General features: G+C 59.5%; 21 protein-coding genes and 1 pseudogene. 16 read left to right on the forward strand and 6 right to left on the reverse strand.

What is annotated here, in order from left to right:
- Positions 1-99: 99 nt before the first annotated feature.
- On the reverse strand, positions 100-603 hold the full coding sequence (locus tag FBY01_RS19645; protein WP_145309113.1) for a polysaccharide deacetylase: 504 nt from the start codon (positions 601-603) through the stop codon (positions 100-102).
- A gap of 270 nt (positions 604-873) precedes the next feature.
- Here FBY01_RS19645 and FBY01_RS19650 point away from each other — a divergent pair, with 270 nt between their 5' ends.
- The 5 genes from FBY01_RS19650 (at position 874) to FBY01_RS19670 (ending at position 3,829) form a co-directional block, all read left to right on the forward strand.
- Positions 874-1,137: a hypothetical protein gene (locus FBY01_RS19650; protein WP_010464748.1), complete on the forward strand. Its 264-nt coding sequence runs from the start codon at positions 874-876 to the stop codon at positions 1,135-1,137.
- Positions 1,138-1,225: 88 nt separating this feature from the next.
- Complete coding sequence (locus tag FBY01_RS19655; protein ID WP_145309111.1) at positions 1,226-2,353, forward strand: hypothetical protein; 1,128 nt, start codon at positions 1,226-1,228, stop codon at positions 2,351-2,353.
- A gap of 448 nt (positions 2,354-2,801) precedes the next feature.
- Positions 2,802-3,089 (forward strand): hypothetical protein, encoded by a 288-nt coding sequence (locus tag FBY01_RS19660; protein ID WP_077747505.1) that lies wholly within the window; start codon positions 2,802-2,804, stop codon positions 3,087-3,089.
- A gap of 129 nt (positions 3,090-3,218) precedes the next feature.
- Positions 3,219-3,374: a YhfG family protein gene (locus tag FBY01_RS31895; RefSeq protein ID WP_145309109.1), complete on the forward strand. Its 156-nt coding sequence runs from the start codon at positions 3,219-3,221 to the stop codon at positions 3,372-3,374.
- Between the two features lie 89 nt (positions 3,375-3,463).
- Entirely contained in the window at positions 3,464-3,829 is a 366-nt protein-coding gene (locus FBY01_RS19670; protein ID WP_077747503.1) for a DUF1493 family protein, read from the forward strand.
- A 130-nt stretch (positions 3,830-3,959) separates the two neighbouring features.
- Here FBY01_RS19670 and FBY01_RS19675 read toward each other — a convergent pair whose 3' ends face one another.
- Positions 3,960-5,501 (reverse strand): phosphoenolpyruvate carboxykinase, encoded by a 1,542-nt coding sequence (locus FBY01_RS19675; protein WP_077747502.1) that lies wholly within the window; start codon positions 5,499-5,501, stop codon positions 3,960-3,962.
- Positions 5,502-5,683: 182 nt separating this feature from the next.
- Positions 5,684-6,586 (reverse strand): Hsp33 family molecular chaperone HslO, encoded by a 903-nt coding sequence (gene hslO / locus FBY01_RS19680; RefSeq protein ID WP_010464758.1) that lies wholly within the window; start codon positions 6,584-6,586, stop codon positions 5,684-5,686.
- Positions 6,587-6,687: 101 nt separating this feature from the next.
- Between hslO and FBY01_RS19685 the strand changes: the two are divergent.
- Positions 6,688-6,906 (forward strand): annotated as a pseudogene (locus tag FBY01_RS19685) (phosphoesterase); the annotation flags it as partial.
- Between the two features lie 173 nt (positions 6,907-7,079).
- Here the strand turns inward: FBY01_RS19685 and FBY01_RS19690 are convergent.
- Entirely contained in the window at positions 7,080-7,487 is a 408-nt protein-coding gene (locus tag FBY01_RS19690) for an RNA-binding S4 domain-containing protein (protein ID WP_010464763.1), read from the reverse strand.
- A gap of 116 nt (positions 7,488-7,603) precedes the next feature.
- Between FBY01_RS19690 and FBY01_RS19695 the strand changes: the two genes are divergently transcribed.
- The 3 genes from FBY01_RS19695 to rimK all read left to right on the forward strand — a co-directional run bounded on the left by FBY01_RS19695 (position 7,604) and on the right by rimK (position 9,782).
- Positions 7,604-8,383 (forward strand): EAL domain-containing protein, encoded by a 780-nt coding sequence (locus FBY01_RS19695; protein WP_102593423.1) that lies wholly within the window; start codon positions 7,604-7,606, stop codon positions 8,381-8,383.
- 77 nt (positions 8,384-8,460) lie between these two features.
- A complete protein-coding gene (locus FBY01_RS19700) occupies positions 8,461-8,880 on the forward strand; it encodes an ATP-dependent zinc protease (RefSeq protein WP_229801818.1) in 420 nt (139 codons plus the stop codon).
- A complete protein-coding gene (rimK, locus tag FBY01_RS19705; RefSeq protein ID WP_007949201.1) occupies positions 8,877-9,782 on the forward strand; it encodes a 30S ribosomal protein S6--L-glutamate ligase in 906 nt (301 codons plus the stop codon). Before FBY01_RS19700 ends, rimK begins: the two co-directional genes overlap by 4 nt.
- A 131-nt stretch (positions 9,783-9,913) precedes the next feature.
- Here rimK and FBY01_RS19710 read toward each other — a convergent pair whose 3' ends face one another.
- Positions 9,914-11,227: an ATP-binding protein gene (locus FBY01_RS19710; protein ID WP_010464772.1), complete on the reverse strand. Its 1,314-nt coding sequence runs from the start codon at positions 11,225-11,227 to the stop codon at positions 9,914-9,916.
- A gap of 101 nt (positions 11,228-11,328) precedes the next feature.
- Positions 11,329-12,069, reverse strand: coding sequence for a two-component system response regulator OmpR (gene ompR, locus FBY01_RS19715; RefSeq protein ID WP_010464774.1), 741 nt, complete (start codon positions 12,067-12,069; stop codon positions 11,329-11,331).
- Between the two features lie 360 nt (positions 12,070-12,429).
- Between ompR and FBY01_RS19720 the strand changes: the two genes are divergently transcribed.
- The 7 genes from FBY01_RS19720 (at position 12,430) to tauD (ending at position 20,844) form a co-directional block, all read left to right on the forward strand.
- Positions 12,430-14,754, forward strand: coding sequence for a Tex family protein (locus FBY01_RS19720; protein ID WP_010464777.1), 2,325 nt, complete (start codon positions 12,430-12,432; stop codon positions 14,752-14,754).
- Entirely contained in the window at positions 14,754-15,137 is a 384-nt protein-coding gene (locus tag FBY01_RS19725; RefSeq protein ID WP_010464779.1) for a PaaI family thioesterase, read from the forward strand. The genes FBY01_RS19720 and FBY01_RS19725 overlap by 1 nt, the downstream gene beginning before the upstream one ends.
- Before the next feature lie 280 nt (positions 15,138-15,417).
- Positions 15,418-17,001 (forward strand): glutamate--cysteine ligase, encoded by a 1,584-nt coding sequence (gene gshA, locus FBY01_RS19735; protein ID WP_010464781.1) that lies wholly within the window; start codon positions 15,418-15,420, stop codon positions 16,999-17,001.
- A 242-nt stretch (positions 17,002-17,243) separates the two neighbouring features.
- Positions 17,244-18,221 (forward strand): taurine ABC transporter substrate-binding protein, encoded by a 978-nt coding sequence (tauA, locus tag FBY01_RS19740; protein WP_145309107.1) that lies wholly within the window; start codon positions 17,244-17,246, stop codon positions 18,219-18,221.
- A gap of 16 nt (positions 18,222-18,237) precedes the next feature.
- Positions 18,238-19,032 (forward strand): taurine ABC transporter ATP-binding subunit, encoded by a 795-nt coding sequence (tauB, locus tag FBY01_RS19745; RefSeq protein ID WP_145309105.1) that lies wholly within the window; start codon positions 18,238-18,240, stop codon positions 19,030-19,032.
- Complete coding sequence (gene tauC, locus FBY01_RS19750) at positions 19,029-19,862, forward strand: taurine ABC transporter permease TauC (RefSeq protein ID WP_010464786.1); 834 nt, start codon at positions 19,029-19,031, stop codon at positions 19,860-19,862. The genes tauB and tauC overlap by 4 nt, the downstream gene beginning before the upstream one ends.
- Before the next feature lie 139 nt (positions 19,863-20,001).
- Positions 20,002-20,844 (forward strand): taurine dioxygenase, encoded by an 843-nt coding sequence (gene tauD, locus FBY01_RS19755; protein WP_010464788.1) that lies wholly within the window; start codon positions 20,002-20,004, stop codon positions 20,842-20,844.
- The last annotated feature ends 119 nt before the right edge of the window (positions 20,845-20,963 follow it).

The raw sequence follows: 20,963 nt of genomic DNA on the forward strand, positions 1-20,963 counted from the left end.
AGCAGGCTCACTCCTACAGGGAAATGCATTTCAAAATAGTGTGGGAGCGAACCGCTCGCGAAAAGACCAGAGCAGTCTCCGCAAGACTTTCGAGAGCCCTCAGGGCACCAACACCGCCACACGCAATTGATCATTCAGCGCTTGCTCGTGAACGGTTTGGCTCTTGCTCACCCAAACCGCATGGGCCGGGCTGATTTCACCCGTGAAGGCTGCCGCCAACTGACGCAAATCGGCGACGCTTCGCACGCGAGGGCAGAAGGGTTCGCCGTCGCAGTTCTGACTGGCGCCGCGGTAGGTGATAAGTAACCGATCCCACAACCCGTCACGCACTCGCCTGACCGACTTGAGCTTTACATCCTGCACGCCCAGTCGCTGTTTCAGACTTTGTTCGTCGAGCATTTCGCTGGCCAGCAGCGCCTTACCGAACATCAACACTTCGGCGCGGGACGCAGTGTCCACATTGGCCTGGCTTGTCATCGCATCTGGCCAACCGGTGCGATCCACATTGGCGAGGATTAACGAATTATCCGTGTCAGCTGCGCCCGCCAAACGACAAACACCTGCCCACAGCAACAAAATCGAGGCCATACGTAGCCATTGCATACCTAATTCCCTTTAAGCATTGAACAGACGTTTTCGAAACGTCCTACAGATTCTGGCGCGCACCATACAGAGGATTGCTGCGTTGCGCCTGACAAACATGTAGGAAATTCGACTTCTAGGGGATTTGCTGAAAAAAGCCTCGGGGTACACGTAGGCAAAAAGCCACAACGCAAGTAAATCCCCTACAAATCCCGTCCATTTGCGCTGTATTGCGACGCCAGGAAGTACGCCTCTATAGTTTGCGTCGCCGCTGAAAACAGGACGGACCTCATGCAAGACCGCTATCGCCCGCTCAAAACCCGCTACAGCGAATCGCCCGTGTTGGTCATCGACACCGAGGCCGACCCTCACGAAATCCTCGACGCCGCCCACCAACGTCTGCGCGCCGCCAGCGACCTGCTCGAAACACTTTACTGCCTGTGCTTCAAACAGGCGGATGTGAAGGATATTCCTCACATAGTGAATGCACTTTATTTATTAACGCAGGACGGCTGCGAACTTCTTGAAGTTGCAAGACAACGAACAGAACTTTAAAAACACAAATACAGAAACAACTAACTTCTTCAACTTGCAAATAACAAACACTAGTCTGCAAGCTCTTAAACCCATCAAGAGCACTACAATGACTACATTAACTATTTTCTTCTGCGGCACCGGTTCGACCAAATTCGACAACCAGAACCCGACTTACTGGAACGGCGAACTGGTCTCGACACTGGCTTCCCATCACGGCGGCCGCGAATTTGCCGAATGGATCGTGATTGACGGCCCCGGCACCAGCAACCTGCAAGCCGACGAGCTGTTCACCAAATCCGGGGACTACGGCCTGAGCGGCACGCTGTTCGGCAAGGGCTGGGAAGAAAACGTCAAACACGCCATCAACATCATCAAAGGCAAATGCGACTGGGAACGTGAAAAACTGACCGAGGCTGAATACAACCGTCTCAAGGCTGCCGGAATCCCTATTGAAGATGTGATCGTCGAAGGTTCCTGGTTGTGGCGCAAGTACAACTACGGCGACCGCAGCGTGACCCAACAGAAGTTACAGGAACAAATCATCAAAACATTCCGCAAGGACGGCGTTATTCCAACCAACGTCAACTTGGTAGGCTGGAGCCGCGGCGGCATTAGTTGCCATATGCTGGCCAATGCCATGTTCAAGGACAGCGCACTGAAGAACATCCCGGTGAACATCTTTGCGATAGATCCGGTACCGGGCATCGGTAACTTTCAGGAAGAAAAAGTCAAATTGAATGCCAACGTAAAAGAATACGTTGGCTTCTACGCCCGGGACGAACGCTCCAAAGGCTTCAGCTGCGTCATCCCGCAAACGGCCACCGGCACCCGCACTCACATCTACCCGATGCCCGGCCGCCACGGCACGCTGGTCGGCAACGCCGCCGCCGATGGTGTCAGCGGCCCTAAAGCGCTGGCCGAACCCGGCCTGATCGTCCGCCACTTTGCCGAAGTGTGCTTGAAACGCTGGGGTGTGCCGCTGAACAAAACCACCAACCTGACCCCGACCGACCTGCAAAACCACCACAACGCCATGGCCAGCGCCGCCGCGAAATACAAAGCGATGGAAAAGTGCTCGTACACCTTCTTCACCGAACTGGACCAGGGCGAGCGCTACGTTTCGCTAGGCAGCAACGGGGTCAAGTTCTCGGCGGTGAGAGGCACGATTTACGCGCCGGCGACTGGGTTGACCACTGGCCTGCAGGATGTGGCGGCTTATCAGCATATTGGTTAAGTGATGGGTGTGGGAGCAGGTTCAGGTCAACCTTGATGATTCACGCCGAGCATTTCTGATGAGGACGCGATGAGGCTGATGGCGAAAAAACGCGAGAAATTGCGCCGCGGAAAATTCCTATGGAAAGGGCCTAACCGAGGTTCGGCCCGTTCCTACAAGCGGGGATGCTTTGTCGCCTATCGCTGCTTGGTAGCTCGTATCTATAGTCGTGACTGTCGCTGCCAAATCAGCGACTCGGGCTTGGTCACCCGAATGGCTCATATCTAAGCGTCCGTTGTATGCTGCCGGCACTTTAAGTGCCTGCACGCTATATGGCGGCTGTGTTTGGGACGCCCTCGGGCGTGCCGGGATGTGAGCCTCATCGGTTGACCAACCCGAACACAGTCCGCCTCCCATCGCTTGGTCACGGTGGCGGCGGTTCTTTCTGATGCATTTGAGGCTACAAATAATGACACTTACAAACGATCGTTACCTCCCACTGCAAACCAACCTAACCGATTCCCCGCCCCTGATCATCGACACAGAGGCCAACCCCCAGGACATCCTCGAAGCCGCCCTCCAGCGCATCCGAGCCTCCAGCGACCTCCTCAAAACCCTGCACTGCGTTTGCTTCAAACACGGCGACGTCGAAGACATCCCCCACATCACCCACGCGCTCTACCTCTTGGCCCAGGACGGCTGCGACCTGCTCCAAGTCGCCCAACAACGCATGATGGGCTGGAAAGCACCTGCCTGACGCCGAGTGAAAAGATCGTTCCCACGCTCCGCGTGGGAACGCCTCCACGGACGCTCCGCGTTCGGCTCTTGGGACGCAGAGCGTCCCGGGCTGCATTCGATCAAGCCTTCAACGCCTGAGACAATCGTGATGTCTGAATTAACGTTCAAACACAAACAAGCGCACTACGAAAAGGTGTGCCGCTCTAATTACCTGGCCAGTCTGCATTTCGCTGGTTTCGACACATCCCCGGCAGACCTCGACAAACCACTGCCAACGCGAGAAGAAGCGCTCGCCAAATACTAACAAGACAAACCGTCACAACCCGCTCCCGCCCTTCCCCACAAGCCTGCCGATCAATAAGATCCATCCAAGCCCAACCGGACACCCCCGCAATGAACCTCTCCCCCAACTTCCCCGACGACCAAGTCATGCACCTGCTCATGCAGCTGTTGCACGAAGAGCTCGGCCTGCCCGAACGCAAAACCATCAGCCTCACCACCTCGATCAACTTCGACCTGGGCTGCAATGGCGCTGATGCGCGGCATTTGATGGAATCGCTGGAACAACAGTTCGGGATCGACCTCGATGACTACGACGCCTATCGCTACTTTCAGCCCGAAGGGTTTGATGTGCATCTCAAGCGAAAGGCAAAGGGTCGCGGTGACAAAATCCCGCTGACCATCGGCATGCTTTACCAAGCGATCAAAATGCAACGGTGGGATACGCAGCAACTGGAAGGCATCGAGCCCAACACATAAGTGCCATTATTCTGGTCGTTTAGCGCCAACACAGCTGGAATATTGGCAGTTGTGAGTTGGATGGTGAAACCAAACGCCCACAAAAAAGCCGCCCTCAAAGGGCGGCTTTTTCATTCGCTAAATCCAAGCCTTACAGCTTAGGACCTGCAGCCTTGATCGCGTCGCTCACTTCAAACTTCTTGAAGTTCTCAACAAACAACCCAGCCAGCGCCTTGGCCGCTTCATCATAAGCAGCCTTGTCAGCCCAGGTGTTACGTGGGTTCAACAGGCCAGTCTCAACACCTGGCACTGCCAACGGCACGTCCAGGTTGATGGTGTCGAGGTGCTCGGTTTCTGCACCGATCAACGCGCCGCTCTGGATCGCTGCAATCACGCCACGGGTGGTCGGGATGTTGAAGCGTTTGCCAACGCCGTAGCCGCCGCCGGTCCAGCCGGTGTTGACCAGGTAAACCTTGGAGCCGAAGCCGCGGATGCGCTTGATCAGCAGTTCTGCGTATTCGCCGGCCGGACGCGGGAAGAACGGTGCGCCGAAGCAGGTGGAGAAGGTCGACTTGATGCCGCTGCCGGAACCCATTTCGGTCGAGCCCACCAGCGCGGTGTAGCCGGACAGGAAGTGGTAGGCCGCTTGTTCTTCGCTGAGGATCGAGACTGGCGGCAGTACGCCGGTCAGGTCGCAGGTCAGGAAGATCACAGCGTTTGGCTCGCCACCGAGGTTCTTCTCGGAACGCTTGGCAACGTGCTCCAGCGGGTAAGCGGCGCGGCTGTTCTGGGTCAGACTGACGTCGGCGTAGTCGGCGTGCTTGGCATCGTCGATGACGACGTTTTCCAGGACGGCGCCGTGCTTGATGGCTTTCCAGATGACCGGCTCGTTCTTCTCGGACAAGTCGATGCACTTGGCGTAGCAGCCGCCTTCGATGTTGAAGACAACGCCTTCGCCCCAGCCGTGTTCGTCGTCACCGATCAGGTAACGGCTTTCGTCGGCGGACAGGGTGGTTTTACCAGTGCCCGACAGGCCGAAGAACAGGGTCACGTCGCCCGCTTCACCGATGTTGGCAGCGCAGTGCATTGGCAGCACGTCGGCGGCCGGCAGCAGGAAGTTCTGCACCGAGAACATGGCTTTCTTCATTTCACCGGCGTAACGCATGCCGGCGAGCAGCACTTTCTTCTGGGCGAAGTTAATGATCACGCAGCCGTCGGAGTTGGTGCCGTCACGCTCTGGAACGCACTCGAAGTTGGCGACGTTCAGAACTTGCCACTCTTCACGACCGGCCGGGTTGTACTGAGCCGGGTTGATGAACAGGCAACGACCGAACAGGTTCTGCCAAGCCGTCTGAGTGGTCATTTTCACGGCCAAGTAGTGCTCTTCAGCCGAACCTACATGGACGTGGGAAACGAAATGTTCTTGCGCGTTGTTGAAGGCCTCGACGCGGTCCCACAGGGCATCGAACTTGTCGGCCGGGAACTTGCGGTTGATCGGGCCCCAGGCAATGGCGGCCTGAGTGGACGGCTCTTCAACGATGAAACGGTCGACTGGCGAGCGGCCGGTACGGTGACCGGTGCGAACAACCAGTGCGCCAGTGTCGGCAAGCTCGCCTTCACCGCGATTCAGAGCTTCTTTTACCAGATCATCAACACTCAGATCGGTGTACACGGCGTTATTGGCTTGCGTCATGAGATTCCCCGTCGGCCAGTGGCCGAGTGTGCTCCAAACGTTTTGTAGTAGAAAGTCGTGCACTACTACCGCGACAAAAAGTGGGCCGGATTATGCCAGAAACGCCCAAAAATAGTAGGGCCCTCCCGTCAGAACGGCGTTATTCCGGCGCTATCCAGTGAACTTACCTGCGCTGAACCGTTTTAGTGCCGGGTATCTGACGGTGTCTCGACACCCGCACCGGCGAACAATTGGGTGATATCGGCCGCGTCAAACAGGTAGCGCTGGTTGCAGAACTGGCAATCGATCTCGATGTTGCCGCCGTGCTCGATGACCAGCGCCTGCGCGTCTTCCATGCCCAAACTGACCAGAGCATTGGCCGAACGTTCTCGCGAGCAGCTACAACGGAAACGCAATCTCTGCACATCGAACAGGCGCACCTGTTCTTCATGGTAGAGGCGATGAAGCACGGTTTCGTTGTCCAGGCTCAGCAATTCGTCGGCGGTCAGGGTGTTGCCCAGCGCGGTGATGTGCTGCCAACTGTCCTCGCGCTCTTCCTGGTCTTTCAAGCGGTCGGCAGGCAGTTGCTGCAACAACATGCCGCGGGCGCGACGGCCATCGGCGTACAGCCAGAACCGGGTGCCAACCTGTTGCGACATGACGAAGTAGTTGGTGAAGCACTCCGACAGGGTTTCGCCATCCAGGTCGACAATGCCTTGGTAACGCTGACCCTGTGTCGGGTCGACGGTCAGTGCCAGCACGCCATTGGGCATCAGGTCGGCGAGGGTCGCGTCGGGGGCAATCCGGTCGGCGTCGTAACGGGCCAGGCCACGGATTTCACGCTCGCTGGAGCACTCGATCATCAGCAGCGGAATCGGACCGTCGGAACGGGCCTGAAGAATCAGCAAGCCATCGAACTTCAACGTGCCGACCAGCAGCGACGCGGCCGCCATCAGTTCGCCGAGCAGTTGCGCGACCGGCTCCGGATACGGGTGTTTGGCGAGGACTTCAGCGTAACTCCGTTCCAACGAAACCAGCTCGCCGCGGGTGTCGCTGTCATCGAAGATGAAGCGTTGGGTGTAGTCGGTATCCGGTAGATCGGTCATAGGTCTGGGTTCTGAAGTAATGACAAAATGGTTACAACCGTGAAAATTGCGCCTTTGCAGCACCGCTTTGGTGCGCGACGTTCAGCCATGGGAGGCATTTTATGAACAATCCGGGTTTGTTCCAAGCAAGGTGGAACCTGCGCCGGTTGGCTCTGTGCAATTTCGTGCCTCTGGCGCTGCTGGCCTTTTGGTTATGGCCTACGGGTCAGATGCTGTGTGTGATTTTCGACGAGTGGCTGTTTCATCTGCTGAATGCGCCGCTGGCCAGCAACCCGATATGGCTACGCATCTGGGCGATTGCAAGTCTGCGCCCATTCGATGTGGGGAGTTTCGCGGATGAGTGTGGTGCTTAGGGCCTGATTTTGTGGTGCTGCCGGCGAGTGCTGCGCACTCGATCGCGAGCAGGCTCACTCCCACAAAGGTCGGCGCTATACCTGTGGGAGCGTGACTTGCCCGCGAAGACTTCAGCCCAGACGACACAGAAGCATCTACCTCACTCGTCGTTACTGCTCCCACGAAACTTGAACAAATCCCGCCGCTGTTTCTTGCTTGGCTTGCCATCGGTGCTCATGCCCAACGCGCCGGACTTGCGCATGGCCGCAGCCGCTTCGCGCTTGGCGATGCTGGCATCGGTTTCCGCATACAACGTCTGAGCCTCTGGCGCGCCACGGCGCACAATCGATAGCGCCTGGACCACCACCGTGCGTTCCTCGAACCCCACACGAATCTGAAACTCGTCGCCCACCCTCGGCTCCTTGCCCGGTTTGCAGCGCTCACCACGGCAATGCACCTTGCCGCTTTCAATTGCCGCCTTGGCCAAGGCACGTGTTTTATAAAAACGCGCGGCCCACAACCACTTATCGAGACGGACCTTGTCGTCCTCTTCGTTTTTTTGTGCCACTGGAATTCCTCTTTCAGCCCATAGTCGGAACTGTACTACCGTTTCTGTCGGGCGCAAGAACTCGGCCCCCCAGATAGACTGTGATCTTGGCCGGCTCACCGGCATGGAGTGATCGAGTGACTATATTCCCGTCTTCATTGACCTCGCCTCAGGGCGGTTGCCAGGGCTGCCAGCAAAGCGAGCCGCTGGGCTTCGATTTTTCTTTTGCCTACCAACCGATCGTCGATTTGCGCGACCAATCAGTTTTTGCTCACGAAGCGTTGGTGCGTGGCATTGCCGGGGAAGGCGCACTGTCGGTGCTCGACCAGGTCACCGAGGAAAATCGCTACCGCTTCGACCAGCTCTGCCGGACCCGCGCCATTGCAGGAGCGGCCAATCTAAACATGCAGACACACTTGTCCATCAACTTCATGCCCAACGCCGTGTACCGCCCGGAGCTGTGCATCCGCACCACTCTGGAAGCCGCGAAAACACACAACTTCCCCATCAACCGGCTGATTTTCGAAACCCTGGAAAGCGAGCACGTAGATAACTATCGCCATTTGACTAATATTCTGCGTGAATACCGCGAATTCGGCTTCAAGACCGCCATCGACGATTTCGGCGCGGGCTACTCGGGGCTCAATCTGCTGGCTGATTTCCAACCGGACCTGATCAAACTCGACATGGCACTGATCCGCGATGTCGATCGCGACCGTGTTCGTCAGGCGATCGTCCGAGGGGTTGTCACAATGTGTGCGGAGTTGAACGTTACAGTCATCGCCGAAGGCATCGAAAGCGCCGGAGAACGGGATTTCCTGGCGGACTGTGGAATATTTCTGATGCAGGGTTACTGGTTCGCCAAGCCTGCATTCAAAGCGTTGGCCCAGGTAGCACCTGAGGCCTGGACGCGTTAATCGCCGGTTTTTTCCTATTGAAGACATTTGACCATTTGACCGTTATCGGTCTGCGCGAGTGGGTGGCGCTCCCGGATCTGGGAGTCGCGGGCCTGCGCGCAAAAATCGACACCGGCGCCAGCACCTCAAGCCTGCATGCGACCGACATCGAGCCGTTCGAGCGCGACGGTGAAAGCTGGGTGCGCTTCACCGCGCACCTGGGCACGGTGGTGCAGTTGCGCCATCGACGCTGCGAGGCGCCACTGGTGACGCGCAAAACCATCAAAAGCTCCAACGGTCACGCTCAGATGCGTTACGTGGTCAGCACCACACTGGCCCTGGGTGATCGGGTATGGCGGGTCGAATTCACCCTCGCCTGCCGCAAGTCCATGCGTTATCGCCTGCTCCTCGGCTCCAAAGCCCTGATCGACGGCCAACTGGTGGTCAATCCGGGCATCAAATATGTACAAGACAAGCCGGTGTTCCCGGTATCTACCTCTTCCACAGGTGTTGCATGAAGATCGCTGTGCTGTCGCGGAACCCGCGTCTGTATTCCACTCGTCGTCTGGTCGAAGCCGGTACCGAGCGTGGACATGAAATGGTGGTGATCGACACCCTGCGCGCCTATATGAACATTGCCAGCCACAAACCGCAGATCCATTACCGCGGCAAGCCGCTGGAAGGTTTCGACGCGGTGATCCCGCGGATCGGTGCGTCTGTGACGTTTTATGGCTGCGCGGTGTTGCGTCAGTTCGAAATGATGGGGGTTTTCCCGCTCAATGAATCGGTGGCCATCGCCCGTTCGCGGGACAAGCTGCGGTCACTGCAACTGCTCTCGCGCCGCGGCATCGGCTTGCCCGTCACCGGGTTTGCGCACTCCCCGGATGACATTCCCGACCTGATCGACATGGTCAACGGCGCACCGCTGGTGATCAAGGTGCTGGAAGGTACGCAAGGCATCGGTGTGGTGTTGTGTGAAACGGCGACGGCGGCAGAGTCGGTGATTGAGGCCTTCATGGGCCTGAAGCAGAACATCATGGTTCAGGAATACATCAAGGAAGCCGGGGGCGCGGACATTCGCTGCTTCGTGGTGGGCGACAAGGTGATCGCGGCGATGAAGCGCCAGGCCAAGCCTGGGGAGTTCCGCTCCAACCTGCATCGCGGTGGCAGTGCCAGCCTGATCAAGATCACCCCGGAAGAACGCATGACCGCGTTGCGGGCGGCCAAGGTCATGGGGCTGGCGGTGGCGGGCGTGGATATCCTGCGTTCCAATCACGGGCCGCTGGTGATGGAAGTGAACTCGTCGCCAGGGCTGGAAGGGATCGAGACCACCACCGGGAAGAATGTGGCGGGGATCATCATCGAGCATCTTGAGAAGAATGGCGGGCCGAATATGACGCGCACCAAAGGCAAGGGCTGACCCACCGAGCATTCCCACGCTCTGCGTGGGAATGCTCTAACGGACGCTCCGCGTTCGGCTGTTGCCGGGACGCCGAGCGTTCAGCGCTGCATTCCCACACAGAGCGTGGGAATGATTGGAGTAGTCAGCTGTTAAACCGCATCCCGCGGCAACATAAGCCCAAGCGGCAACCGCACCCGAGCTTCAAGCCCGCCACCCGGCCGATTGCGCAACTCGACATTCCCGCCATGCATCGAAGCGATCCGCTTCACGATGGCCAGTCCAAGTCCTGTCCCCTTCCCGCCCCTGGCACGATCACCCCGGGTGAACGGGTTGAAGATCGCCTCCAGTTCCGACGGATCAATCCCTGCCCCACGGTCCATGACGCTCAGCACCACGTACGGCGCGCTGGTATCACCGGAGACATAAGCCGCCACCTCAACCCCGCTGCCAGCATGGTGCAAAGCGTTGCCGATCAAATTGTTCAGCAGCCGCTTCATCGACACCCGACGCAAGGGAAACGCCTGGATCGGTTCCAGGCGCAGACGCACTTTTTCTTCGTTCTGGTTATACGGCGCAGCGACTTCACGAACCAGGTCAATCAGGTCCACTTCCTCGACAGACTCGTCACGACCATCGCGGATAAACGCGAGGAACTGGTCGAGGATCGCGTCCATGTCTTCGATGTCACGCACCATCGCGTCGGTGAGGTCGTTGTGGTCGCCCATCAATTCCAGGGACAAGCGCAAACGGGTCAGCGGTGTACGCAGGTCGTGTGACACCCCGGCCAGCATCAGCTCGCGCTCGCGACCGGCCTGCTCGACGTCTTCAGCCATCTGGTTGAAGGCGCGATACACCTCGGTCATCTCGCTCGGCGTGTCACTGATCGGCAGGCGCACGCTGCGCCCCTGGCCGAGTTGCCGTGCGGCATACACCAGACGTTTCAAGGGTTGATTGAGCTGGCTGACGAAGATCCACGCCGAGGCGGTGGACAGCAAGCCGATAGCAAGGAACCAGCCGAGCACGTTCCAGATTTTCTGGCCGCGCAACGGATGCGGATACAGCGGCACTTTCAGCCAGCCATCGCCCAGGCTAGGTGCCCGAACCCACAGGGCCGGCGGTGAGTGCATGCGTAATCGCACTTCGGTGTCGGCACCCAACTCAGCCTGCATCTGCCGCTGATAGATCTCGCTGTAAGGCCAATGTTGCTCGCCTTCCGGCACACCCGCGCCCACGACCCTGATCAGGGTGGCAGCATCAGCGATTTTCTCTCGGTTCTTTTCATCAGCGGCCCAATAAGCGCGCAGCGTCAGGGCGACACCGTGGCTGTATTGGCGGTCCACCAGCACGTCTTCGTTCATCAACAGATAAACCAGGGTCAGTGCCTTGGAAAACAGGACGACGATCAGCACCAGCCACAGGGTGCGGGAGAAGAAACTCTGGGGGAACCAAACGGGGGTTTTCATGAATAACCGCTACACACTTGCAGGAGCGAGCGATGCTCGCATATTGCGGATCGCGAGTCTGCGGACGATTGTCCGCAAGACCCGCTCCTACAAATCGCCGATCACTTGGTGGCGGCGCCATCCGGAACGAACACGTAGCCCACGCCCCAGACCGTCTGGATGTAACGCGGTTTGGATGGGTCAGGCTCGATCATCCGGCGCAGACGGGAAATCTGCACGTCGATGGAACGCTCCAGGGCATCCCATTCACGGCCACGGGCCAGGTTCATCAGCTTGTCGCGAGTCAGTGGCTGACGCGCATTCATGACCAAGGCCTTGAGCACCGCGAATTCACCGGTGGTCAGCATGTGCACTTCGTCACCGCGCTTGAGTTCGCGGGTGGCCAGGGACAGTTCGTAGTCACCGAAGGTCACGCTTTCGTCTTCGCTGCCCGGTGCGCCCGGCACAGGTGTCGACTGACGGCGCAGGACCGCTTTGACACGGGCCATCAGCTCATCCGGGTTGAAGGGCTTGGCCAGGTAATCGTCGGCGCCCAGTTCCAGGCCCTTGATGCGGCTCAGCTCATCGCCCTTGGCGGTCAGCATAATGATCGGGATCTGATTGTTCGCCGTGCGCAGCCGGCGGCAGGCGGTCAGACCGTCTTCGCCGGGCAGCATCAGGTCGAGGACGACCAGGTTGAACACTTCACGCGCCAGCAGGCGATCCATTTGTTCGGTGTTCGGCACGGCGCGGGCGCGGTAGCCCTTGCTGACGAAAAAGCGTTCCAGCAGGCTGCTCAGCCCTGGATCGTCGTCAACAATAAGAATTTTTTCGCCTTCAGCATTGTTTGCAGTGCTGCTCATTGGATGCTCCTTTGATCTCGGCGCGCATTATGGCGTAGCTGCCGTTATACGCACCGTGTGCATTGTTAGCAGATTTTTCCTTCACTGCCAGAAATCCGGCCCTCGCGCTAATGCCTGCGATGCCCCTGAATGATAGAACGCTGGTTATAATGCGCGGCCTTTTGTGTCAGGCAACGTCTGATCATGGCTGCAGTTGGCCGCTTTTTATTTTCATGGCGCCGGCAGTCATTGTTCGATTTCACGGGTCAACGGGATACCTGTTGATCCAGGTAGCGGCGCACGCCAGGCCGCTCAACCAGACTCGCCGAGCCTTTATCCCTGCGCCTGCGAGCCTGCTTTCACAATTTGTCAGGTGGTTTTATGGACAGCATCAACAGCCGCATCGCCGAGGAACTCGGTGTACGCCCACAACAGGTCGAAGCGGCCGTCGCGCTACTCGATGAAGGCTCTACCGTTCCCTTCATCGCCCGTTACCGGAAAGAAGTGACCGGCAGCCTCGATGACATCCAGTTGCGTCATCTGGAAGAGCGTCTGCGCTACCTGCGAGAACTCGACGAACGGCGTATCAGCATCCTTGCCAGCATTCAGGAGCAAGGCAAGCTGACCCCGCAACTCGAACGCGACATCAAACTCGCCGACACCAAGACCCGCCTGGAAGACTTGTACTTGCCGTACAAGCAGAAGCGCCGCACCAAGGGCCAGATCGCCCTGGAAGCCGGCCTCGGCGAGCTGGCCGACGGCCTGTTCAACGACCCGACCCTGACGCCAGACGCCGAAGCCGCACGCTTCGTCGACGCCGAAAAAGGCGTGGCCGATGTGAAGGCGGCCCTCGAAGGCGCCAAATACATCCTGATGGAACGCTTCGCCGAAGACGCCGGCCTCCTGGACAAGCTGCGCAGCTACCTCAAGCAGGAAGCGACCCTCAGTGCCCGCGTCATCGCCGGCAAGGAAGAGGAAGGCGCCAAGTTCCGCGATTACTTCGAACACGACGAACCGCTGAAAAGCATGCCGTCGCACCGCGCGCTGGCGATTTTCCGTGGCCGCAACGAAGGCATCCTGAGTTCGGCGCTGAAAGTCGGCGACGAGCTGCCGGGCACCATGCACCCGTGCGAGGGCATGATCGGCCAGCAGTTCGGCATCCAGAACCAGAACCGCGCCGCCGACAAATGGCTGGGCGAAGTGGTGCGCTGGACCTGGAAGGTCAAGCTCTACACCCACCTCGAAACCGATTTGCTCGGCGAACTGCGCGATGGCGCGGAAACCGAAGCGATCAACGTGTTCGCCCACAACCTGCACGACTTGCTGCTGTCGGCCCCGGCCGGCCCGCGTGCCACCCTGGGCCTCGACCCGGGCCTGCGCACCGGTTGCAAGGTCGCCGTGGTCGATTCCACCGGCAAGCTGCTGGATCACGCCACGGTCTACCCGCACGTACCGCACAACAAATGGGACCAGACCATCGCGATTCTGGCAGCCCTGTGCGCCAAGCATGCCGTGGACCTGATCGCCATCGGCAACGGCACCGCCAGCCGTGAAACCGACAAGCTCGCCGCTGAGCTGATCAAAAAATACCCAGCGATGAAGATGACCAAGGTCATGGTCTCCGAAGCCGGTGCATCGGTTTACTCGGCGTCGGAACTGGCTTCCAAGGAATTCCCGGACCTCGACGTGTCGATCCGTGGCGCCGTGTCGATTGCCCGCCGCTTGCAGGATCCGCTGGCCGAACTGGTGAAGATCGATCCGAAATCCATCGGTGTCGGCCAGTACCAGCACGACGTGTCGCAGCTGAAACTGGCGCGTGGCCTGGATGCCGTGGTCGAGGACTGCGTGAACGCCGTGGGCGTGGACGTCAACACCGCCTCCGTGGCGCTGCTCGCCCGCATCTCCGGCCTCAACGCGACCCTGGCGCAGAACATCGTCAGCCACCGCGACGAGCACGGCGCGTTCAAAACCCGTGCGGCGTTGAAGAAAGTCGCTCGTCTGGGCGAGAAAACCTTCGAACAGGCGGCCGGTTTCCTGCGCGTCATGAACGGCGACAATCCGCTGGATTCGTCGGCGGTTCACCCGGAAGCCTATCCACTGGTGCAGCGCATTGCCGCTGAGACCGACCGTGACATTCGCTCGTTGATCGGCGACGCGAGCTTCCTCAAGCGTCTCGACCCGAAGAAGTACACCGACGAAACCTTTGGTCTGCCAACGGTCACCGACATTCTGCAAGAGCTGGAAAAACCGGGCCGTGACCCGCGTCCGGAGTTCAAGACCGCCGAGTTCCAGGAAGGCGTCGAAGACCTCAAGGATCTGCAACTGGGCATGATCCTCGAAGGCGTCGTCACCAACGTGACCAACTTCGGCGCGTTCGTCGACATCGGCGTGCATCAGGACGGTTTGGTGCACATCTCTGCGCTTTCGGAGAAGTTCATCAAGGATCCGCGCGAAGCGGTAAAGGCCGGAGACGTGGTGAAAGTGAAGGTCATGGAAGTCGATATCCCGCGTAAACGCGTGGGTCTGTCGATGCGCATGAGCGACACCCCGGGCGAGAAAATCGACGGCGCTCGTGGTGCACGTCCGGGGTCGGCGCCACGCCAGTCCCAGAACAACGCACCGCGTAAGGAAACCACGGCGGCGGCCCCGGCCAACAACGCCATGGCATCGTTGTTTGCCAACGCCAAGCAGTTGAAGAAACGCTGATGGAGATCCCTGCCGGGCTGACCGAAAGCGCTTTTTTCAAGCTGCTGGGATGTCGCTTGCACAGTCTGGAAGCCGGGGTGGCGCAAGTCGCCCTGGGGCTTGCGCCAGAGCTGCGCAATCGCGGCGGCAAGCTGCACGGCGGGGCCTTGTTCAGTCTGGTGGACATTGCCATGGGGCTGGCCTGTTCCAGCACCCACGGCTTTGACCAGCAGAGCGCGACCATCGAGTGCAAGATCAACTACATTCGCGCCGTTTCCGACGGTGAAGTGATGTGCACGGCGCGGGTGATTCACCCGGGCCGGCGCACGCTAGTGGTCGAAGCCGACGTGATGCAAGGCGACAAACTCGTCGCAAAAGCACAAGGCACGTTCGCTGTCCTGTAGCTAGAAGTCATCGATTTGAGTTAATTTCGGCGCTGTGACTGCAGCGCCGAAGTTTCCTGTGGGAGCGAGCCTGCTCGCGAAGGCGGTGTATCAGACAACATCAATGTTGACTGACACGCCCTCTTCGCGAGCAGGCTCGCTCCCACAGGGAATTCCTTGGCTGCTGTCAGCAGCCGTGTACGGTCCAAAAACCAGGCGAAAACGCCAGTTTCAACTTCACCCTTGTAGACCGTCTTGCCCACCCCCATATTGGGGCGACTGACGCGTGAAGGAATCCAACTTGAGCGAACTTCTCAACCGCCGCCTGGCTCTGCTTGGCGAGCGCGCTAACCTCTCTCTGCTCGAACAGTGCCTTCACGGCATCGAACGTGAATGCCTGCGCGTGACCGGCGAAGGTCGCCTGGCGCAAACGCCGCACCCGGAAGCATTGGGTTCCGCGCTGACCAATGAACAAATCACCACCGACTATTCCGAGTCGCTGCTGGAATTCATTACCCCGGCCCTGCCAGACCCGGCCGATACGCTGGCGAGCCTGGACAAGATTCACCGTTTTGCCTACAGCAAGCTCGGCAACGAGTTTCTGTGGAGTCCATCGATGCCGTGCCCGTTGCCGGCCGAGGAAGACATCCCGATCGCCTATTACGGCACGTCCAACATCGGTCAGCTCAAGTACGTCTACCGCAAGGGCCTGGCCCTGCGTTACGGCAAGACCATGCAGTGCATCGCCGGGATTCACTACAACTTTTCCCTGCCGGAAAAGCTCTGGCCACTGCTTAAAGAGGCTGAAGGCTTTGTCGGCACCGACCGCGACTATCAGTCGTCAGCCTACATTGCGCTGATCCGCAACTTCCGCCGCTACAGCTGGCTACTGATGTACCTGTTCGGCGCCTCCCCTGCGCTGGACGCCGGTTTCCTGCGCGGTCGTTCGCACCAGTTGGAGCAACTGGACCCGGACACCTTGTACCTGCCATACGCCACCAGCCTGCGCATGAGTGACCTGGGTTACCAGAGCAACGCCCAGGCCGGCTTGACGCCGTGCTACAACGATCTGGCCAGCTACACCGACAGCCTGCGCAAAGCGGTCGCCACGCCGTATGCACCGTATGTCGAAATCGGTACGCATCAGGACGGTGAGTGGGTTCAGCTCAACACCAACATCCTGCAGATCGAAAACGAGTACTACTCCAACATCCGCCCGAAGCGCGTGACCTACACCGGCGAACGGCCGATCCAGGCGCTGGTGGCCCGCGGCATTCAGTACGTCGAAGTGCGTTGCCTGGACATCAATCCGTTCCTGCCGATGGGCATCGATTTGCCAGAGTCGCGCTTCCTCGACGCGTTCCTGCTGTATTGCGCGCTGAACGACAGCCCGCTGCTGACCAATACTTCGTGCGGCAACGCGACCTCGAACTTCCTCAGCGTGGTCAAGGAAGGTCGTCGTCCGGGCCTGCAACTGCAGCGTGACGGTCAACCGGTCGACCTGAAGGAATGGGCCGGCGAATTGTTGGAAAAAATAGCTCCGCTCGCGGCGCTGCTTGATCAAAGCCATGGCGGCGATGCCCACAGCAAGGCGTTGGACGTGCAGATGGAGAAGGTCAAGGATTCGTCGCGCACACCTTCAGCACAAGTGCTGGCGGCCATGGCTGAACACAAGGAGAGCTTTGCCCAGTTCTCCCTGCGCCAGAGCCAGGCGCATGCGGAGTTTTTCCGCAGCGAGCCGTTGAATAGCGAAGATCAGGCGAAGTTTGAAGAACGCGCACGCTCCTCGCTGGCTGAGCAGGTGGCGCTGGAGCAGAACGAAGTCGGCGATTTCGATGTGTTTGTCGGGTCGTATCAGGCGAGCATTCTGGCGATCAGCAACTAACATCAGAAGGTCCTTCAGACCTTTTCGCGGGCAAGCCTCGCTCCTACAGTTTTGTGTCGGTCCCCATTTGTGACTCGACCCCGAATCTGTAGGAGCGAGGCTTGCCCGCGATGGCCGCACTGCGGTCTCCCTTAGAATTTTCCGCTCATAAGCTCATTCGAAAAAGTTATTTATTTTCGGATTCTTAGATCATTTAGTCTCCTTTCACGCCGACTCTCGGTCGCCTGACAAGGAGCTTCTCAATGAAACTGAATTTCTCTCTTCGCCTCTTGGCGGCCGCGTCTCTGGCTGCGGCGAGTTTGTTTGCCCAGGCGGCTGACGTGACCGTCGCCTACCAGACCACGGTTGACCCGGCAAAGGTCGCCCAGGCCGACGGCGCTTACGAAAAAGCCACCAACGCCAAGATCGACTGGCGCAAATTCGACAACGGCGCCGACATCATCGCCGCCATCGCTTCCGGCGACGTGCAGATCGGCTACCTCGGTTCCAGCCCCCTGACGGCGGCCATCACCCGCAAAATCCCGGTAGAAACCTTCCTCATTGCCACCCAGATCGGCGCGGCTGAAGCCCTGGTCGCCCGCGAAGGCTCCGGGATCAAGACTCCGCAAGACCTGATCGGCAAAAAAATCGCCGTGCCGTTCGTTTCCACCGGCCACTACAGCCTGCTGGCGGCGCTCAAGCACTGGAACATCGATCCGTCGAAGGTCACCGTGCTCAACCTCGCTCCGCCCGCCATCATCGCTGCGTGGAAACGCGGTGATATCGACGCCACTTACGTGTGGGACCCAGCCCTCGGTGTCGCCAAGGAAAACGGCAAAGTGCTGATTACCTCCGGCGAACTGGCCAAGTTCGGCGCTCCGACTTTCGATGCCTGGATCGTGCGTAAGGACTTCGCCGAGAAGCACCCGGAAATCGTCACTGCGTTCGCCAAAGTGACCCTCGACGCCTACGCCGATTACCGCAAAGACCCGAAAGCCTGGCTGGCCAATCAAAGCAACGTGGACAAGCTTGTCAAACTGTCGGGCGCCAAGGCCAGCGACATTCCGTTGTTGCTGCAAGGCAACGTCTTCCCGCTGGCGGCTGACCAAGTGATCACCCTCGGCGCACCGACCACCAAGGCCATTACCGACACCGCCGCATTCCTCAAGGAACAAGGCAAGGTCGAGGCCGTGCTGCCGGACTACGCCCCTTACGTCAGCGCCAAGTACATCACCAACTGATCGGGAGTTAACTGCGATGGCTTTGCTACAGCTGGAGCGCATCAGCGCACAGTACCCCGGCGCCGCCGAACCGGTACTGGCGGATATTTCCCTGAGCCTGGGCCCCCAGCAGTTGCTGGTGGCCCTCGGCCCGTCCGGCAGTGGCAAGACCTCGCTGTTGAACCTGATTGCCGGTTTCGTCGAACCCAGCGCCGGGCGCATCACCCTTGACGGCGTGCCGGTCAAAGGCCCGGGCGCCGAACGCGGCGTGGTGTTCCAGGACGACGCCCTGCTGCCTTGGCAGGACGTGTTGGCCAACGTCGGTTTCGGCCTGGAGCTGGCCGGCATTGCGCGGGAAAAACGTGAACTGCGCGCTCAGGAAATGCTCGCACTGGTGAACCTTTCCGGCTTCGAAAGTCGCCGCATCTGGCAGCTCTCGGGTGGCCAGAAGCAACGTGTCGGCCTGGCCCGTGCGCTGGCCGCCGACCCGCGCGTTTTGCTGATGGACGAACCCTTCGGCGCCCTCGACGCCTTCACCCGCGAACAGATGCAGGAGCTGCTGCTGCAAGTCTGGCAGCGCACCGCCAAACCGGTTTTCCTGATTACCCACGACATCGAAGAAGCGGTGTTCCTCGCCACGGACCTGATTCTGCTGGCGCCTGATCCGGGAAAAATCGTCGAGCGCCTGAGCCTGGATTTCGGTCAGCGGTATGCGGCCGGTGAGTCCGCTCGCTCGATCAAGTCCGACCCGCGCTTCATCGAAACTCGCGAACACGTACTCGCCAAAGTGTTCTCCCAACGCAGCACCGCCCAGCGGCAGGAGCGCGCATGAGCAGCTATCAAATTCCCGCCGTCGCGGTTAAACCGGGTTCCACGGACATCCCGTCACGTCGCAGCCTCAGCACTCGGTGGATCAGCGTGCTGACGCTGGTGGCGCTGGTTGTCATTTGGTGGGCCGTCACCGCCACAGGGATGATCGAACCGCTGTTCCTGCCACCACCGTCCGCCGTGCTGCAAAAGGGCTGGCTGCTGGTGACCAGCGGCTACATGGATTCAACGTTGTGGCAGCACTTGGGGGCCAGTCTCAGCCGTATCGGTCTGGGCCTTGGTTTCGCGGTGCTGACCGCCGTGCCCATCGGCATCGCCATCGGCCATAACCGCATCGCCCGCGGCGTGCTCGATCCGTTGATCGAGTTCTACCGGCCGATTCCACCGCTGGCTTATCTGCCGCTGATCGTCATCTGGTGCGGCATCGGTGAGTTGTCGAAAGTCTTGCTGATCTACCTGGCGATTTTTGCCCCGATCGCCATCGCCACCGCGACTGGCGTGCGCACGGTTGACCCGGCCAAGTTGCGCGCCGCTCAGTCGCTGGGAGCGACCCGGGCGCAGTTGATTCGCCATGTGATTCTGCCGAGTGCCTTGCCGGACATTTTGACTGGCGTGCGCATTGGTCTGGGCGTGGGTTGGTCGACGCTGGTTGCCGCCGAATTGATCGCCGCCACCAGCGGTTTGGGTTTTATGGTGCAGTCGGCCGCGCAATTCCTGGTCACCGATGTGGTGGTGCTGGGGATTCTGGTGATTGCCCTGATCGCGTTTGCCATGGAAATGGGCCTGCGCGCCCTGCAACGCAAACTGGTGCCGTGGCACGGCCAGGCCCACTGAGTTTTTTGGGATCTTAATGTGGGAGCGAGCCTGCTCGCGATGGCGGTGTATCAGCCACCACCCTGTCGTCTGACTCTCCGCTATCGCGAGCAGGCTCACTCCTACAAAAGCTCGGCACCCCGGATTAAAGAGAATCACCATGAGCAACCTGACCATCGTCCCCCTCAGCTCGGCCCTCGGCGCCCAAATCAGCGGCATCGACGTCAGCCAGCCACTGAACCTGGAACAGCGCGACGCCATCGAGCAAGCGCTGCTCAAGCATCAAGTGCTGTTCTTCCGCGACCAGCCGATCACACCGCAACAGCAGGCGCGATTCGCTGCGAATTTCGGCGACCTGCACATCCATCCGATCTACCCGAACGTGCCGGAACAGCCCGAAGTGCTGATCCTCGACACCGCCGTCACCGACGTGCGCGACAACGCGATCTGGCACACCGACGTGACCTTCCTGCCGACCCCGGCCATGGGCGCGGTGCTGAGTGCCAAGCTGTTGCCGGAGTTTGGCGGCGACACGTTGTGGGCCAGTGGCATCGCGGCGTATGAAGCGTTGTCCGCGCCGATGAAAAGCTTGCTCGAAGGCCTGACGGCCACACACGATTTCACCCGCTCGTTCCCGCTGGAGCGATATGGCAACACGCCGCAAGCGTTGGCCCAGTGGGAAGAAGCACGCCGCAAAAATCCACCGCTGTCGCACCCGGTGATCCGCACACACCCGGTGAGCGGGCGCCGGGCGTTGTTCGTCAATGAAGGCTTCACGTCGAAGATCAATGAGCTGTCGGACACCGAGAGTGAAGCGATTTTGAAGCTGTTGTTTGCTCATGCGACGCGGCCGGAATTCACCATTCGCTGGCGTTGGCAAAAAGATGACGTGGCGTTCTGGGATAACCGCGTGACACAGCATTACGCCGTGGATGATTACCGACCGGCGCGGCGGGTGATGCAGCGGGCTACGGTGTTGGGGGATGTGCCTTTCTTTCGGTGAGTCCTGAGTTCTTTACTGCCTGTTCTGGCCCCATCGCGAGCAGGCTCGCTCCCACAGGGTCTGTGCCTGACACAAATCCACTGTGGGAGCGAGCCTGCTCGCGAAGAGGCAGGAACAGG

The organism is Pseudomonas sp. SJZ077 (assembly GCF_007993905.1).
Classification (GTDB): Bacteria; Pseudomonadota; Gammaproteobacteria; order Pseudomonadales; family Pseudomonadaceae; genus Aquipseudomonas; species Aquipseudomonas mandelii.

Excerpts from the sequence above, each read along its gene's own strand:
- FBY01_RS19720 (WP_010464777.1), top strand. The coding sequence starts at position 12,430 with ATGGACAGCATCAACAGCCGCATCGCCGAGGAACTCGGTGTACGCCCA.
- tauD (WP_010464788.1), top strand. The coding sequence starts at position 20,002 with ATGAGCAACCTGACCATCGTCCCCCTCAGCTCGGCCCTCGGCGCCCAA.
- FBY01_RS19670 (WP_077747503.1), top strand. The coding sequence starts at position 3,464 with ATGAACCTCTCCCCCAACTTCCCCGACGACCAAGTCATGCACCTGCTC.
- ompR (WP_010464774.1), bottom strand. The coding sequence starts at position 12,069 with ATGAGCAGCACTGCAAACAATGCTGAAGGCGAAAAAATTCTTATTGTT.
- FBY01_RS19725 (WP_010464779.1), top strand. The coding sequence starts at position 14,754 with ATGGAGATCCCTGCCGGGCTGACCGAAAGCGCTTTTTTCAAGCTGCTG.
- FBY01_RS19660 (WP_077747505.1), top strand. The coding sequence starts at position 2,802 with ATGACACTTACAAACGATCGTTACCTCCCACTGCAAACCAACCTAACC.
- hslO (WP_010464758.1), bottom strand. The coding sequence starts at position 6,586 with ATGACCGATCTACCGGATACCGACTACACCCAACGCTTCATCTTCGAT.
- FBY01_RS19675 (WP_077747502.1), bottom strand. The coding sequence starts at position 5,501 with ATGACGCAAGCCAATAACGCCGTGTACACCGATCTGAGTGTTGATGAT.
- FBY01_RS19710 (WP_010464772.1), bottom strand. The coding sequence starts at position 11,227 with ATGAAAACCCCCGTTTGGTTCCCCCAGAGTTTCTTCTCCCGCACCCTG.
- FBY01_RS19650 (WP_010464748.1), top strand. The coding sequence starts at position 874 with ATGCAAGACCGCTATCGCCCGCTCAAAACCCGCTACAGCGAATCGCCC.
- tauC (WP_010464786.1), top strand. The coding sequence starts at position 19,029 with ATGAGCAGCTATCAAATTCCCGCCGTCGCGGTTAAACCGGGTTCCACG.
- tauB (WP_145309105.1), top strand. The coding sequence starts at position 18,238 with ATGGCTTTGCTACAGCTGGAGCGCATCAGCGCACAGTACCCCGGCGCC.
- FBY01_RS19655 (WP_145309111.1), top strand. The coding sequence starts at position 1,226 with ATGACTACATTAACTATTTTCTTCTGCGGCACCGGTTCGACCAAATTC.
- rimK (WP_007949201.1), top strand. The coding sequence starts at position 8,877 with ATGAAGATCGCTGTGCTGTCGCGGAACCCGCGTCTGTATTCCACTCGT.
- tauA (WP_145309107.1), top strand. The coding sequence starts at position 17,244 with ATGAAACTGAATTTCTCTCTTCGCCTCTTGGCGGCCGCGTCTCTGGCT.
- FBY01_RS19645 (WP_145309113.1), bottom strand. The coding sequence starts at position 603 with ATGCAATGGCTACGTATGGCCTCGATTTTGTTGCTGTGGGCAGGTGTT.
- FBY01_RS31895 (WP_145309109.1), top strand. The coding sequence starts at position 3,219 with ATGTCTGAATTAACGTTCAAACACAAACAAGCGCACTACGAAAAGGTG.